This is a genomic window from Halobacteriovorax sp. GFR8, from assembly GCF_050955245.1.
Taxonomy (GTDB): Bacteria; Bdellovibrionota; Bacteriovoracia; order Bacteriovoracales; family Bacteriovoracaceae; genus Halobacteriovorax_A.
Window position 1 is genome coordinate 301,218 of sequence record NZ_JBPBLR010000002.1, and the last position, 15,102, is coordinate 316,319.

General features: G+C 36.9%; 13 protein-coding genes. 10 read left to right on the forward strand and 3 right to left on the reverse strand.

The features are described 5' to 3' along the window. Nucleotides 1-11: 11 nt before the first annotated feature. The 9 genes from ACRXC1_RS02000 to ACRXC1_RS02040 all read left to right on the forward strand — a co-directional run bounded on the left by ACRXC1_RS02000 (nt 12) and on the right by ACRXC1_RS02040 (nt 10,704). On the forward strand, nt 12-1,541 hold the full coding sequence (locus ACRXC1_RS02000; protein ID WP_392910084.1) for a lytic transglycosylase domain-containing protein: 1,530 nt from the start codon (nt 12-14) through the stop codon (nt 1,539-1,541). 128 nt (nt 1,542-1,669) lie between these two features. Then, the gene (locus ACRXC1_RS02005) at nt 1,670-2,809 is read left to right on the forward strand and encodes a hypothetical protein (protein WP_392910086.1); all 1,140 of its coding nucleotides are present in this window, start codon (nt 1,670-1,672) and stop codon (nt 2,807-2,809) included. A gap of 152 nt (nt 2,810-2,961) precedes the next feature. Next, the gene (locus ACRXC1_RS02010; protein WP_433656098.1) at nt 2,962-4,143 is read left to right on the forward strand and encodes a hypothetical protein; all 1,182 of its coding nucleotides are present in this window, start codon (nt 2,962-2,964) and stop codon (nt 4,141-4,143) included. Nucleotides 4,144-4,320: 177 nt separating this feature from the next. Further along, nucleotides 4,321-5,268, forward strand: coding sequence for a hypothetical protein (locus ACRXC1_RS02015; RefSeq protein ID WP_433659894.1), 948 nt, complete (start codon nt 4,321-4,323; stop codon nt 5,266-5,268). A gap of 291 nt (nt 5,269-5,559) precedes the next feature. After that, on the forward strand, nt 5,560-6,522 hold the full coding sequence (locus ACRXC1_RS02020; RefSeq protein ID WP_433656100.1) for a hypothetical protein: 963 nt from the start codon (nt 5,560-5,562) through the stop codon (nt 6,520-6,522). Nucleotides 6,523-6,625: 103 nt separating this feature from the next. After that, the gene (locus ACRXC1_RS02025; RefSeq protein WP_433656102.1) at nt 6,626-7,621 is read left to right on the forward strand and encodes a hypothetical protein; all 996 of its coding nucleotides are present in this window, start codon (nt 6,626-6,628) and stop codon (nt 7,619-7,621) included. A 61-nt stretch (nt 7,622-7,682) separates the two neighbouring features. Next, complete coding sequence (locus tag ACRXC1_RS02030; RefSeq protein ID WP_433656104.1) at nt 7,683-8,663, forward strand: hypothetical protein; 981 nt, start codon at nt 7,683-7,685, stop codon at nt 8,661-8,663. Nucleotides 8,664-8,773: 110 nt separating this feature from the next. Further along, entirely contained in the window at nt 8,774-9,649 is an 876-nt protein-coding gene (locus ACRXC1_RS02035) for a hypothetical protein (protein ID WP_433656106.1), read from the forward strand. Between the two features lie 68 nt (nt 9,650-9,717). After that, nucleotides 9,718-10,704, forward strand: a complete 987-nt coding sequence (locus ACRXC1_RS02040; protein ID WP_433656108.1) for a hypothetical protein — start codon at nt 9,718-9,720, stop codon at nt 10,702-10,704. Here ACRXC1_RS02040 and ACRXC1_RS02045 read toward each other — a convergent pair. Both ACRXC1_RS02045 and ACRXC1_RS02050 read right to left on the reverse strand, forming a co-directional pair. Further along, the gene (locus ACRXC1_RS02045) at nt 10,701-11,177 is read right to left on the reverse strand and encodes a tRNA (cytidine(34)-2'-O)-methyltransferase (protein ID WP_433656110.1); all 477 of its coding nucleotides are present in this window, start codon (nt 11,175-11,177) and stop codon (nt 10,701-10,703) included. The two genes, ACRXC1_RS02040 and ACRXC1_RS02045, sit on opposite strands and share 4 nt — an antisense overlap. A gap of 12 nt (nt 11,178-11,189) precedes the next feature. After that, entirely contained in the window at nt 11,190-12,698 is a 1,509-nt protein-coding gene (locus ACRXC1_RS02050) for a leucyl aminopeptidase (RefSeq protein ID WP_433656112.1), read from the reverse strand. Between the two features lie 101 nt (nt 12,699-12,799). Between ACRXC1_RS02050 and ACRXC1_RS02055 the strand changes: the two genes are divergently transcribed. Next, nucleotides 12,800-13,981, forward strand: a complete 1,182-nt coding sequence (locus tag ACRXC1_RS02055; protein WP_433656114.1) for an LptF/LptG family permease — start codon at nt 12,800-12,802, stop codon at nt 13,979-13,981. On the opposite strand, the gene ACRXC1_RS02060 is transcribed toward ACRXC1_RS02055, so the two are convergent. Beyond that, complete coding sequence (locus tag ACRXC1_RS02060; protein WP_433656116.1) at nt 13,978-15,087, reverse strand: helix-turn-helix domain-containing protein; 1,110 nt, start codon at nt 15,085-15,087, stop codon at nt 13,978-13,980. The two genes, ACRXC1_RS02055 and ACRXC1_RS02060, sit on opposite strands and share 4 nt — an antisense overlap. Nucleotides 15,088-15,102 lie beyond the last annotated feature (15 nt).

The following is a 15,102-nucleotide window of genomic DNA, read 5'->3' on the forward strand; positions in this document are numbered from 1 at the left end:
AAGGATGATCGATGAGAATTAATGGATTAATTTTACTGATAGCCTCCCAACTGCTCTTTTCATGTATCTCTGTTGAGAAAGATGTCCCGAGCCCGAAGGACATTTCTGAAATAGTTGAGACAGATGCTGAAATCGAAGCTGATGCGGAGTTCTCAGAAGAAAAGATCATTGCACGAAGTGCTAAGCACGGTGCAGAGTTTTCAAGTGATCAAATTGTTGGGTCTGCAAAGATCGAACATCCGACATCTCACGAACTTAAGACTTACTTCCTATATGGAGCTGAGCACTTAAATCTTGAAAATAATTATTTTGACATCCCTGTTGTTTACAATGCTGCTGTTAAGAAATGGATTAAGTATTTTACAACTCGTGGCCGTGGCTTCTTTGAAAGATATTCTGCGAGAGCTGGAAGGTATGCACCAATTCTTTCAAAAGTATTAAAAGACAACGGACTTCCACAGGATTTAATTTTCTTAGCAATGGCAGAGTCAGGTTTTCAAACGAAGGCAAAGTCATGGGCAAAAGCAGTTGGCCCTTGGCAGTTCATGCCATACACAGGACGTCGTTATGGACTTGAAGTTAATTGGTACGTTGACGAAAGACGTGACCCAATTAAATCTTCATATGCAGCATCGAAATATTTAAGAAAGTTATTTAACCAATTTGGTTCTTGGGAACTTGCCGCTGCTTCATATAATGCTGGTGAAGGGAAGATGTCTCGTGCGATTCGCCGATACCGTACAAAGAACTTTTGGAAAATTAGAAAGGGACGCTACCTTAAGCCAGAAACAAAAAACTATGTTCCAAAAATTATGGCCCTCGCTATCATTGGAAAGAACCTTAAGTCATTTGGTTTTGAAGAAATCGATTGGCATGAGCCTTTAGACTTTCAAGAGATTTCTGTTCCTGGTGGAGCTGATTTATTTGAAATTGCAAAAGATCTAAATGTTGAATTTGATGATCTACATTATCTAAACCCTGAGATTCAAAGATGGTTTACACCGCCAACTCATAAGACTTATACGCTAAGAGTTCCAGTTGGAAAAAGAGAGCAGTGGGCCGCTTGTTGTACACAGAAGAACTACGTTGCAAGTCAGGATGTTTTTCAGAAGTACCGCGTAAGAGGAAAGAGAACTCGTCTTGATGATGTTGCAAGAAAGTTTAAAATTAAAGATAAAGAAGTTCTTACTTGGCTAAACAATGATTACAAATCACATCGTTCTAGAGTGAAGCGTGGGTCATATGTGACACTGCCTTTTAGAATCGGTCAGAGTAAGAAAGATAATATGTATGCTGATCTTTACGATAAGCCACGTAAGTCAGTTGTGAGAAAGAGAAAGTATCGCAATCGTATTCGCCTAGCTAAACAGCGTGGAAAGAAAATTAGTAATCCAACAAAGTACTATACAGTTCAACGTGGTGACTCTTTATGGTCAGTATCACGAAAGACTGGAGTTAGCCTTGATACCCTAATCGTTTCTAACTTAAAGATCATTAAGAAGAGACAAATTAGAGCAGGTGACAGACTCGTCATTAAATAATCTAAAAAAATGTAAGAAAAAAATAGTGAAAATACCTGAAACCACGCTTTAATGCGTGGTTTCGCTATTTAAATTCCAAAAAAAATAAGCTATTGTATTGCCAAACACAACACAAGGAATTTGGTACCATGGCCTATAGCGATATTCTAAAGCTTAAAAAAGTCGAAGTTAAACAAGAAGAGAAGACATTTATTAAAAACTTAATTGTTGGAAATGATATCTTTGCTATCGACTTATTTGACCATTTAAATAACTTAGATGCGACAAGTGTGAAGCTTCTATCAGAGGAAGAAATTACTGAAGATAATTTCAAACTTATGGGGCCATCATTAATTCGCGGTGAAGAAAATATCTCAATCTTCAAAGAATTAGGGCTCGTTGAAGAAGCTCAAATTAGTAGCTCTTGTTTTTATAAAGACTCAAAGTTTCATGCCTTTGGCTCACGTACAAAGCCAATGCCACTACTTTGGGGAGAAGAGAGTTATATTGATAATCATATTCAATTGTCACCATCTGAAATTCTTCCATCTCTTAATAAAGAAGGGCTTCTTGAAAGAATCAAAGAGAATAGTTATGGCCTTAGAATCAAAGAAATTTTCCGTACAACTCCTGAAGAACTTATTGATCAGGCCTTCTGGAAAGTATGCCTAACAAATGGGTTAATTATTGAATGTGAAAATCTTTATTGGGGAGAGTCACCATCAAAATTTTTAGAGCTTTTCCAAGATAAGAAAACGCTTTCTAGTGAGTTTATCGAATTCTGTGAAAGCACGACTACACCGTGTTCTTTATATGTTCACTTAGATCTTGAAGAGAAAATTACTAAGGAAGAAGATCAAGAACAGACTTACTTCTTTCCTCTTTCTTTTACTCACGATTGGGGACATTTTATTGGTGAAATTTGTGATTCAGAGAGTGAAGGTTATGCTCAAACGGCCAAATTTGTTACTTTTGTCGATAAAGAAGAGAGCACGGAAGAAGATATTTCTAAAAAAATCAATCTTTTGAAGAAAAACCTAGCTAAGAATTTTGACGCTTTTGATGAGAATAAGTCAAAGGAGCGCGTGGTTTTAAGAGATTATTCTTATTGTCCAGATATTGACGATTCTTCAATTGCAGATGGAACTCTAAATGAAGATCATCTAATATTCTTTAGTTTCAACGCTCCTTTGAAGCAGGCGGCGACAAAAAATACTACATTCGTAGATTCCTGGATGTCGTCAAAATTCCTTGCACGTGGAATGGCCGTCCAAGCAAAGATAAAATAAAAAATACTTATACAAACCCCGGAATTACGAATTCTTTAGCAATTTCGGGGTGTTGACATTCATCCCATCTCCTTTGAAAATTTAAGAACTAACATTTTTTAGAAGAGTTTAATAATTAAACTCAAGGATTTTACTCACTCAAGGAGAGGAATATGAAAAAGGTATTTTTAGGAGCAGCTACGCTAGCACTTTTAAGTACAAGCGCTTACGCAACAAAAGCAAGACTTCTTGCTCTTGGTGATGAAGTTGAAGACAACTACTACACAATGGATGATCGTTATATCTTTACTAACGCTTCATTTGTGAACAACTACGGAGATATGGTTGTACTTGAGTACGGTGCAGAAGGAATTGGTTCTGGATCAGCAACTCTTGATACTGATGGTGACCCAAAAGCAATGGGTGGTTTCTTTAAGAAAATGGGGAACTTCACTTATGGTCTTTACCTAGGTAATGAATCAAATATTTCTACATCTCTAAGAATTCTTGCATCAGCTCCAGCTGCTACAACAAACTACTTAGCTTCATCAGATAATCAACTAGAACTTTTTATTGGTGGAAAAGCTGGTGTTAACTGGGGTGCAGCTTTCATTTACGCTTCTTCGGATAGAAATGTTACATCAATCGATGGAACTACAAATAATAAAATGGAAGACGAAGCTATGGCAGTTAAGCTTGGTGTTAACAAAGACAACTGGGATGCATACGCTAACGTATCTCTTATGTCTGAGTCTAAAAACCAACTATCTGGTAATAAGTTTGATGGAACTCTTGGTGTTCAAGTTGGAGGTTCTTACACAATCAATAAAGACACTAAATTCTACGGTTCATATAAAACATTTTCTTGGGACCAAGAAAGAGGTGTAGGAGCTGAGGATGGAGATCTTTCTCGTTTAGACCTTGGTGCAGGTAAAGAGTATAAAGTTGAAGGTGGAATGGTATTCGTAAGAACTGCATTCCAAATGATCAATGTTGAAGTTAATGCTGTTCCAGGAAAAGCAAAGCTAGAAACAATGAATCTTCCAGTTATCGTTGGTGCAGAAACTAAAGCAACTGATTGGTTAACTCTAAGAGGTTCTGTTTCTCAATCTGTTTACTCAAATGCAAAATCTACTGACCTTGCAAATGCTACAGGTGGACCAACTAATATTTTAGCATCAGCTGTTGTTGCTAACTATAATGGTTCTTACACAAATGGTGATACTTCTTTTGAAAACACAACAAGAGTTGCTGTAGGTGCTACTTTAACTTATAAAACAGTTGATATTGATGTTTACACTGGTACAAACGGTGAAGACACTGATTCAAGAGTTGCAATGAAGTACAACTTCTAATTAAATTTTTGAATATATACAGAAGGCCGTGGAAGTGTAACCACGGCCTTTCTTAAAAAAAAGTAAAAAAAAATTGCACACAAAAACAAAAAGGGTATAATTTAGTAAATTATTTTTTAAAATCGAACTAGAACGCTAGTTTAAATAAAACAAAACAAGGAGTAAGTTTTGAAAAAAATGACAGGTATTATCGCAATGGCAGTACTTTCTTCTGCAGCATTTGCAAACACAATCGTTCCAGAAACTTCACGTGATGGAAAAACTAAAAACGCTTCAGTTATCGCTACAACTGGTGAAATGAGAACTTTCGTAGCTGGTGAGTACAACTCAACAGACCTAGAAACAGATACAACACCAGCTAATAAAGATGAAGTAACAAACATGAACCTTTACGGTGCATGGTCAAACAAAATGTTCTCTGTTGAAGCAGACCTTAACATGGCTGATGACAATGATACAGATGTAAATACTTACGGTGTACAAGCCGCATACAGAATCAACAAGCAATTTGGTCTAGGTCTTGGTTACACTATGGAAGATACTGATCCAAATTCAGAAGATTCAACTATCGAAATCGCTGGTTCATACAATATGAATGACCTAGTAATCGGTGCTTCATTTGCAATCGTATCTGAAGATAACGGAACTACTGATGGTTCACACAATAGACTAACTCTTGGTGTTGGTTCAAATGCAAACAACATGTCTTGGGAAGCAGGTCTAGTATTTGATCTTGAAGAGAAAGATGATGATATCACATCGGCTTCAAGAACTAAGCTATTTGCTGGAGCAACTAAAGTTATCAACAACATCGAATTTGATGGTGATATTACTTATACTACAGGTGACAACACTGTTGCTGGTGGTGATTACACTAAATACACAATTGACTTTGATGCAGAATTCCTAGTAGGGAAAATGTTCTACATCACTCCAGGTCTTGCTTACTCAAATGAAGATGCAGATGGTGCAGAAACTACTAAGTTTGATCTTTCAGCTGACTTTGGTTACAGAGCTAACAAAATCGATGCTACTTTTGGTATTGATTATACAGTTGCTGGTGAGTCAAGCAATGTTGACTTCGACGGAATGGCTTGGAAAGTTAACGTAGCTTACCTATTCTAATTTAATCTTTTAAATTTTGAATATATGGGAAGGGAGGCTTATGCCTCCCTTTTTGTTTGCGGCCATCCGCAGGAGCGGATGACGTAATTCAACCCAGAGGCGACCACGAAGGGAGCCTTCGGGTACAGTCTTTGCAAAATTAAGTAGCTCATTATTGAATGTCATTTGTTGGAAAAAAACGCAGGAGCGGATGCCACATACCTTCAAATCCTCCTTTCTTTAATTAATTTAAGTTTTTATTTTTTTCTTCTTAGTTGAAAATTTGCATATACAAATTTAATGGAGGAAGAAATGAATAAAATCTTTATGGCCGCAACTCTTGTTGGGCTCACAACAACAGCGTTTGCTAATACGATTGTTCCCGAAACGTCACGTGATGGAAAAACTAAAAATAATTCAACAATAGCAGTAACTCAAGAGATGAGAACTTTTGTTGCAGCTGAATACAACTCATCAAATTTAGAGCCTGATAGTGGTGGTGATATTGATACAACTAATTTTGACTTTTACGGTGGTTGGTCAAATGACATGGTATCGATTGAAGCTGACTTAATTTTTGGGAATATTGATACAGGTGCTACAGATAACGATAGTACGACCTATGATGTAAAAGCTGGCTTTAGACTAAATAAAAACTTTGCATTAGGGCTTGGTTACCAAATGATTGATACCGATCCAGATAATGAAGATTCTGTAATTGAAATAGCTGCTTCATTTAATATGAATGACTTAATTATTGGTGGTTCATTCAGTCTTGTGGATGAAGATAATGGAACAGTTGATGGTTCTCATAATCGTATCATTTTAGGCCTTGGATCAAATAAGGATAATATGTCTTGGGAAGCTGGACTTCAATTTGATCTTGAAGAAAAAGATGATGATATTAAGTCTCCAACTCGTACTAAAATCTTTGCTGGTATGACAACGGTACTAAATAACACGGAACTTGATGGTGATATTGACTACACAACAGGTGACTACACAACAGCAGGTGGTGACTACTCTCAATTTCATTTAAATTTTGATGCTGAATTCATGCTTCATAAGATGTTCTTTATTGCACCGGGGATTGAATATACACTTATCGACAATGATGGAACAGATACTAAACAACTCGATCTTTCTGCTGACTTTAGATATCGTATGAATAATTTTGATGCAACTTTTGGTGTTGATTATGCGGTTATTGGGGAAGTCGGAACTGTTGATTACGATGAAATGGCATGGAAAGTTAACGTCGCATACTTATTTTAAAAATCTGATAACAATCAATTTGTTAACATAAAAAGGGAGATTTTCATCTCCCTTTTCTCTTTGTATAATCAATTACAATATTCATACGCCCTAGGAGTTCAAGTTGAAGTCGAAAAAAATCTTATGTCTAAGTGTAATTTCACTTATAAGTACTAATGTATCTGCAAATTTTATCCTCCCTGAGATCTCACGTGATCGTAAAACTTTAAACACGTCTGTCATTGCAGTCTCACAAGAAAAAAGAAATTTTGCGGCAGCTAAGTATGAATACTTAAGTGTGGAAAGTGACACGACTCCAGCAGTTAAAATTAAACAAAGCTCTCCAGGTGTTTGGGGTGGATTTTCGACGAATGGCTTTAGTGGCCAGTTAAATTTGGATATTCCTACTTATAATATGGAAGGTGCAAAAAACCATGCAACTAATTTCTCATTTCTAGGTGGATACCAAGTAAATAAGAAGCTTACTTTAGGGCTTGGTTACACAAAGTCTGAATTAGATATTTCAACAGATGAAAGCGTAATTGCTGCTGGAGGGAGTCTTAAAGTAAATGACAAGGTTTTAGGTGGCTCTGTTGAATATGTTGAAAATAAAACTTCTGCCGCAAAAGGTGGATTCTTTGTTCTAAGTGCAGGCTTCGGTCAGCAAGATGCTAAGAATAGTGTTGAAGCAGGTGTTCAATTAATGACAGAAGGCTCTGATGATTTAACAACAGGAAAGCGTTTTACTCTTTTTAGTGGGATGACAAAAGTTGTTAACGGCATTGAAATTGATGGTAGCTTCACATACGAATTCGGAAATTACCTAAAAGATGAAGATAATAGCTCAGATGGAAATAACTTTAATGCACTTTCTTTTGAATTTGATGCTGAATTCTTAGTAGGGTCAAACTTCTATATTACTCCGGGAATTAATTATTCTGCAGAAAACGCACCAGGTGTTTCAAGTGATACTTCTGACGTTAGATTAAAGACTGATTTCGGTTATCGCACAAAAAGACTAGATGCAACAATCGGTGCAAGCTATGTCTTCGTCGGTGAGGAGAACGATATCGATTATGATGGCCTTGGTTGGTCACTAAATGTTGGATATTTGTTTTAATTAAGACTTTTTACAGTATAATAAATCTTAATATTTATTTTATTGCTTCAAGGAGGAAGATTTGAAGAAGTTTATTAGTGCGGTTGCGCTTACAGCACTTTCGACATCGGCATACGCTAATGTATTAATGCCAGAAATTTCACGTGATGGTAAAACAAGAAACACTTCAGTACTTGCTGTTTCTCAAGAAAAGAGAAGCTTCATCGCTGGCCAATATATTTCTCAATCTCTAGAAACTGACACGACTCCATCAATTGATGTTGATATTACAAACTTAAATCTTTTTGGTGCGGCTTCAACTGATACATTTTCTTTTGAAGGCTCTTTCGACAAAAATAAAATGGAAGCTATGGGATCGGAGCAAGATCTTGCTGAACTAAATTTATTAATGGGATTTAGAGCTGGAGGAAATCTGACTCTTGGTTTAGGGCTAACTGTAGATGAGCTAACTGAAACAGTTGATGACACTGTTATTGAAGCTGGTGGAACAATTGTTGTTAATGGAACTACTCTAGGTGCATCACTTGCTCACCATATGGTTGATACTCCTACAACTGAAGGAGATTATACTGTTCTAACTCTTGCTTTTGGTAAGCAAGATAAGGGAGTATCTTGGGAAACAGGAATTCAATATACAACGAAAGGTAATGACGCTGTTTTAGCAGATACTCGCCTTGGTGTGTTTGCTAATGGGACAATGATTGTTAATGATGTTGAATTAGATGGATCACTATCTTATGAATATGGTGATTACTTACAAAATCGTGCAACAGACAACGACTATTCTCAACTTGAAATCTCTCTTGATGCAGAATTCTTAGTGGGTCCAACTTTCTATATCACTCCAGGTGTTGAATTTATGGGAACGACTCTTCCTAAAGCTGCTGATGCTGATACGTCTATTCTTGGTGTGAAATCAGATTTTGGTTATAGAGCTAATGGTCTAGATACAACTTTTGGTCTTAGTTACTCAACAGGAGAGCTAGAAGGTGTTGATGTCGATGGACTAGGTTTTAATCTAAATGTTGGATACTCATTCTAAGATTTATTTATAAATTTTATATGTGGACGGGGAGGCTTTGACCTCCCTTTTTTTATTTCAAACTTTCCTTATAATTCTTTTTTCAAGTTATTAAAATTAAGGGAGTAATTTTGAAAAAAACATTAAGTACTATTTTATTATCAACAGTTTCTTTAACAGCAGCGGCGAACACAATTGTTCCTGAAACTTCACGTGATGGAAAAACTCTAAATAACTCTGCAATTGCAGTTTCGACTCAACAGAGAAAATTTGCAGGTGCTATGATTGAAGACACTGAAGATACTTCAGGACTGGCGGCGTTTGGTGCGTACTCTTTTAAGAATTACTCGGCAGAAGGCGTTGTCGATTTTGGTGATGGCCATAATTCAATAAATGCAAAAGGTGGGATGAAGCTATCAAATGACTTAGCACTCGGACTTGGAATTGACTTTAGTAGCTTTGATTCTGATGCAAAAGATATGGCCGTTGAACTTGCTGCTTCAACAAAATGGAATGACTTCATTGTTGGTGGTTCTGTAACTTATAACTCTCAAGACTTAGTAATTGTTGATGGAAGCTATCTTTCTGCGACTGCTGGTATTGGTCAAGTGAATAAGAAGATGACTTGGGAAGCGGGAATGACTTATTCATTATCATCAGATGATCTAGGACGTGATGATACGTTAACTCTTTTTGGTGGTTTAACAATGATCGTTGATCAAATTGAATACGATGCAGATATCTCTATTTCATCGACTGATGGCCTAAATATTTTCTCTGATAATATTGTCTCACTTACTGGTGATGCAGAATTTTTAGTGAAGGATCAATATTACGTAACTCCAGGTGTTATGTGGGATATCGTGGATTATGATTTTGAATTCGATAACTTAGCTGTTTCAGGTGATTTCGGCTACCGTAAGGATAAAATTGACGCAACTGTAGGTGTTGATTTTTTCCTAGGTGGTGATCTAAACCTAAAAGTAAACGCTGTTTACTTTTTCTAAATACGAGGGAGGCTTTGACCTCCCTTTTTATATCCTCTAGAATAAATAAAACATGTTTAAGAGGGGATATGAAAAAACAAATTTTTGCACTATCACTACTATTATCATCAACTGCATTTGCAAACCGAGTTATGCCTGAAATCTCTAAGGATGGTAAAACGAGACACAGTTCTTCAATGGCAGTAGCAAACGACCGCAGACAATTTTTTAATACTCAATTCGAAGGTGGAAGTGCTGAGATTCAAGATATTGATACACTAGATAGCTCTGACTTTGATATCAATGGTGCTTTTGGAAATCGCGTATTTTCGACGGAGTTTTCTTATAACGACAATGTCGGTTTCGCTCAGACTAGACCAATCATTACAGAAGTTGGTCATAATAGAGAGGCCGTACTTCTAATGGGATTTAGACCTGTTGATTTAGTATCTTTTGGTTTCGGTTATCGAAATATTGAAAGAGATATGCAAAATAAGAATATTAATACTTTTGAAGTTGAAGCTTCAACAATGTTTAATATTAACCGCGTAAGTTTTGGTGGTGCCTATAAGTATGTAAAACCAAACTCACAAAGACATGGTTACTATGCAGACTTAACTCTTGCCGGTGGATACTTAGATGAGGTTCTTTCTGCAGAAGCTGGTTTAAGTGTTAAGACGAAGAGCCAAGAGCTTAATCGTGGAACTCGTAAAGAATTCTTTATTGGTGGAACAAGAAAGTATAGTAACTTAGAATTTGATACTGATTTTGAGTATGAGTCAGGAGAAAATGGTTACGAGGCAGGTGACTATAAGAGAATGAAGTTTAACTTTGATCTTGAAGTCCTTTATACAAAATACCTATATGTAACTCCCGGAATTGATTATAGAAAACTTGAGATTAATAACTCTACATCTGAGCAAGTTTATACTTCTGTGGACTTTGGTTATCGCGAAGCTGGAATGGATATAACTCTTGCTTTTGATTATTTAGCTGATGGAAGTCTTGAGATTGCAAATCAAGATATTAAGCTTGATCAGTATCGCATAACTTTAGGAGCGGGATACCAATTCTAGTATTGAATAACTCTTAAGGCTTCGTAGGCTACGGCAGTGGCCACATTTGAGAGATTCAACGATCTCACATGTTCTGAAAACATCGGAAGACAAAATAAACGATTAGGGTAGCTATCAAAAATATGCTTTGGTAGCCCTTTCGTTTCGGAACCAAAGACTAAGTAACAACCCTTAGAGTAGCCTCGTCCATAGAAGTGGTTTTCCTTGGCAGTCTTTGTGTAGAAGAATAGATCTTCTTCTTGCGGCTTTTCATTTTCAAGAAATTCTTCCCAGTTTTCGTATTCGGCAACTTCAACGTGTTTCCAGTAATCAAGACCTGCTCGTCTTACGGCCTTCTCTGAAAGATCAAAACCATAAGGTTTAATAAGGACTAGTCTTGCGCCAAGAGCGATGCAAGTACGCCCAATACTCCCGGTGTTACCGGGAATATCTGGCGCATATAGAACAATGTTAAAAATTGCGTTACTACTCACTGGGATGACTTCTTAGTTTTGCTTTAAGTACTCAACAAGAGATCTAATCACAGTTCCTGAAGCACCTTTTGGTGGACAGTATGGAAGGTGAGATTGAGAGTCACCAACACCTGCGATATCAAGGTGTGCCCAAGCAATGTCATTTTTAATGAATTCTTGTAAGAATGCTGCAGCTTTAGCTGTTCCACCCCAACGTGAACCACCGATATTCTTAAGGTCTGAAATCGTCCCTTTCATATCTTTTTGCCACTCAGGGATAATTGGAAGTTCCCACATATACTCATCTGCTGAATCAGCAGCCTTAAGAAGGCTAGAAGCAAGTTTCTTGTCATTTGACATAAGACCACAAACTTCAGTTCCAAGTGCCATTAGACATGCACCTGTAAGAGTTGCAGCGTCGATGATTGCATCTGGTTTTTGATCACAAGCATAGTCTAGACAGTCAGCAAGAACTAAACGTCCTTCAGCATCAGTGTTTAAAATTTCAACTGTTTTACCATTTCTAGCTTTTACAATTGAGTCTGGCATTGTTGCTTTAGAGTTAACAGCGTTATCAGTCATACCTAGGATACAAGTGATTTTAACTGGAAGTTTCATTTTAGCAGCAGCTCTAAATGCAGCGTATACAGTTGCAGAACCGGCCATATCAAACTTCATATTCATCATTGACCCACCTGGCTTCAGTGAATATCCACCAGTATCAAAAACAAGTCCCTTTCCTACGAAAGCGATGTGCTTAGTATTCTTAGTTGCTTTTGAAGGAGTGTAAGTTAGGTGAACTAGTTGAGCATCAAATGCAGAACCGTCGTTAACAGATAGGAAAAGATCCATTTTTTCTTTCTTAAGTTCTTTTCTACCCATGATCTTACACTTAACACCGGCCATACCTTCAACGTCTTTCTTAACACGCTTAGCGTATTCAGTTGAACGTAGAACGTTTGGTGGCTCGTTTACGAAGTCACGTGCAACGTTTACAGACTCAGCAACGATTTGTGCGTTTTTGATAGCTTTATCAAAGTCTTTCTTCTTAGCTGCTTTTTCCGCAGTATCGATGATTACTTCTTTAAGCTTTGCTGGCTTTGAGTCTGAAAGGTACTTATCAAACTTATATGCTGTCATTTCGAAAGCTTCTACTAGAATTGCAAGAGACTCTTCTTTCTTAGTCTTGTAAGTGAAAGTATCAAATGCTACAGCTACTTTCTTGTACTTAGAAACAGCTTTATAAGCTTTTGCTAGCTCTTTTCTAATATCTTCAGTTGTAACTTTAGTCTTATCACCAAGACCAACAACTAAAACGTCACTTCCGTAGTGGTTGAAAGAGTAAGTTGTTCCTTTCGCACCAGTGTAGTCTTCTGAGCTGCTCATTGATTCAAAAGTAGCCTTAAGCTCTTTTGGCCAACCTGTAAGTGCTACAGTTGCAACTTCTTTTTTACCTTTTTTTGTCATTGTCGAGTAAGCACCGATTACATAGCAATCAGCACTTGAACTTTCTTTAGAATTTAAATTCAAAGTGAATTTCATATTTGCTCCTTAAAAGGGGGTTTCAAAGTGATTTAAGAGGGTATAAACTAACAGTAAGTATACAAAAAGACAAAGTATGACAAAAGTCGGCAAGGGTTTTCATGGACGCAGTCAAAAAGATCAAAGATTTAATCCCAACGAAGATATTTCAAAGATACCTTGCGTCAAATTTTATTGTACCCTTTGCGATGAGTCTTACATTCTTTGTTGCCTTCCTCTTAACGACACAATTATTCAGATTCATGAGGCTTGTGACGAAAAAAGGTGTAGGAATTTTGCAATTCCTAGAAATACTTGGCCATATTTCAATTAGTTTCATCCCAATGGCGACTCCACTGTCGATTCTCTTTGCCATGATTTATACACTAAATAAATTAAGTGAAGACTCTGAAATTGTTGCTCTAAGGGCCATGGGAATCAATAAGCATCGAATCTTTTCTCCTTTTTTCATTATTTCAATTCTAATTGCTGCTTCGGTTGTATCTCTGAATACGAATATGATCCCGACATCTAAGAAGATTTTTAGAAATACTTTTAAGCAACTTGGTTCAAAGGGAATTCTTACGGACATTAAAAAGGAACAATTCTTTACTGAAATTCCTGGAGTCATTCTATTTGCTGAAGATGTAAAAGATGAAGGGAAGGTTCTAGAAAATGTATTCTTAAGGATCTCATCAAAGGATAATGTTGATAAAGTGATTATGGCCAAAAGAGGAGTTCTAAATAAGCCGAAAGTTGATGGAGACTCAGTTGGCCTCAATATTCGATTCGACTTCTTTAATGGCAGTATTATTTCAATTGATAAAGAAGGCCATGAGATAGAAAAAATTCTTTTTGAAACATATGAGTATCCAATTGTTACCAGTCAGAGCTTCTCGACTGTTAATAAGGCCAGCATGATGTCATCTAATGAACTTAGAAGGCATATTAGGAAATTGAATGGCCAGCTTAAGAAAGCTAAGACGAAAAGAATCAAAGATAATCTTGAAGATGATATAAGAAAGGGGAGCATTGAGTATTGGGGACGTTATACGATTCCTATTCAATGTATTATTTTTGCTCTTCTAGGTTTTGTCTTCGGTGTAAAGAAGGGACGTGGTGCAACTCGAAATACAAGTGCTCTGGCCCTTCTTGTGACGATTATCTACTATGCACTTTATTTCTCAGGGGTGTCTTTGGCAAAGAAGAATAATGTCCCAATCCCTCTAGTCCTGTTCTTACCAGCGGTAATCACAGGAGCTATCGGAATTAGTTATTATAAAAAATTAGATTGGAATTCTTAGTTTTGAGAATTTTCTTTTTCTTCTAAGTATTGCTTAGAAGTTTGGACACCACCGTTTTTATCAAAAATAAAAAGCGGTAGTTTATGATCTTTTGCGATCTCAACAGGAAAAACTAAACTTTTAACGCCAGAGCGTGAAGACATTCCAAGTAGCTCCCCATTATAGAAAACATTTAAGGCATCGATATTTCCAAGACGAAGTAGAACTTGGTCACCCTTGATTAGTAGGTAGCGTCCTTCTTTTAGAGTGAACTTCTTAATTGGGTCATTGTCACTTTGATAAACAATCCAAGAGTCACCAGTCATTGCTTTAAGGAAAATATTTTGTTTACCTTCTTCAAAAGCCGCTCTGATATTAGCAGGGATGATTTCATTTTTCTCTTCTTCAGAGATATCTTTGAAAGCAAAGAGAGGGGAAGGTAGGTTGTAGAAGTTAAGTTCTTTTTCCTTTTCTTCCGCTGGTTTTTCTTCTTTTTCTTCTTTTACTTCTTCCTTAACAACTACTTCAGGCTTCTTTTCTTCAACCACTTGAGCTGGAGTTTCTTCGGCCACAACTTCTTCTGTCGTTTCATCTACGGCCGTCTCTTGCATAGGTGTGCTTTCATCTAGCACCTGGGCCTCAACAACCACTTCCTTAGTATCTTCACCTGTGTCGACTTCTTTTGATTTATCGAGATTGATGTAAATAAAGATACCAATTGAAAATGCTGCCACAACGCCAAGTAACTTATATTTTAATGAATCTGAAATCTGAACTTCTTGTTTTACAAGATCTTGTTTCTTTTCAACATTGGCCTGAGGGAACTCCTCTGCTTCAAGAGGTTGAGATTTCTCAGGCGCGACTTCGCCGTAAAGCTCTTCTAGCTTTCTTGTGGCTTCATCAGCATCAATGTCATAAGTTTTAGCGAGTGTTTTAACAAACCCTCTCACATAAGCGATATTAGGTAGTCTCTCGACATCATCCGCTTCAAGGGCCGAAAGGTTAGTTAGATTGATTCTAGTATGTCTGCTTACTGCTTCAATACTTAGATCTTTCTTATCTCTGGCCTTTTGTAGGTACTTACCTAGAGATAGGTTTGGGGCTTCTTTTGCAACTTCCTGTTCCATTATTACGCCTTTTTA

Coding starts and splice junctions, on each gene's coding strand:
- ACRXC1_RS02000 (WP_392910084.1), top strand. CDS start 12: ATGAGAATTAATGGATTAATTTTACTGATAGCCTCCCAACTGCTCTTT.
- ACRXC1_RS02005 (WP_392910086.1), top strand. CDS start 1,670: ATGGCCTATAGCGATATTCTAAAGCTTAAAAAAGTCGAAGTTAAACAA.
- ACRXC1_RS02010 (WP_433656098.1), top strand. CDS start 2,962: ATGAAAAAGGTATTTTTAGGAGCAGCTACGCTAGCACTTTTAAGTACA.
- ACRXC1_RS02015 (WP_433659894.1), top strand. CDS start 4,321: ATGACAGGTATTATCGCAATGGCAGTACTTTCTTCTGCAGCATTTGCA.
- ACRXC1_RS02020 (WP_433656100.1), top strand. CDS start 5,560: ATGAATAAAATCTTTATGGCCGCAACTCTTGTTGGGCTCACAACAACA.
- ACRXC1_RS02040 (WP_433656108.1), top strand. CDS start 9,718: ATGAAAAAACAAATTTTTGCACTATCACTACTATTATCATCAACTGCA.
- ACRXC1_RS02050 (WP_433656112.1), bottom strand. CDS start 12,698: ATGAAATTCACTTTGAATTTAAATTCTAAAGAAAGTTCAAGTGCTGAT.
- ACRXC1_RS02055 (WP_433656114.1), top strand. CDS start 12,800: ATGGACGCAGTCAAAAAGATCAAAGATTTAATCCCAACGAAGATATTT.
- ACRXC1_RS02060 (WP_433656116.1), bottom strand. CDS start 15,087: ATGGAACAGGAAGTTGCAAAAGAAGCCCCAAACCTATCTCTAGGTAAG.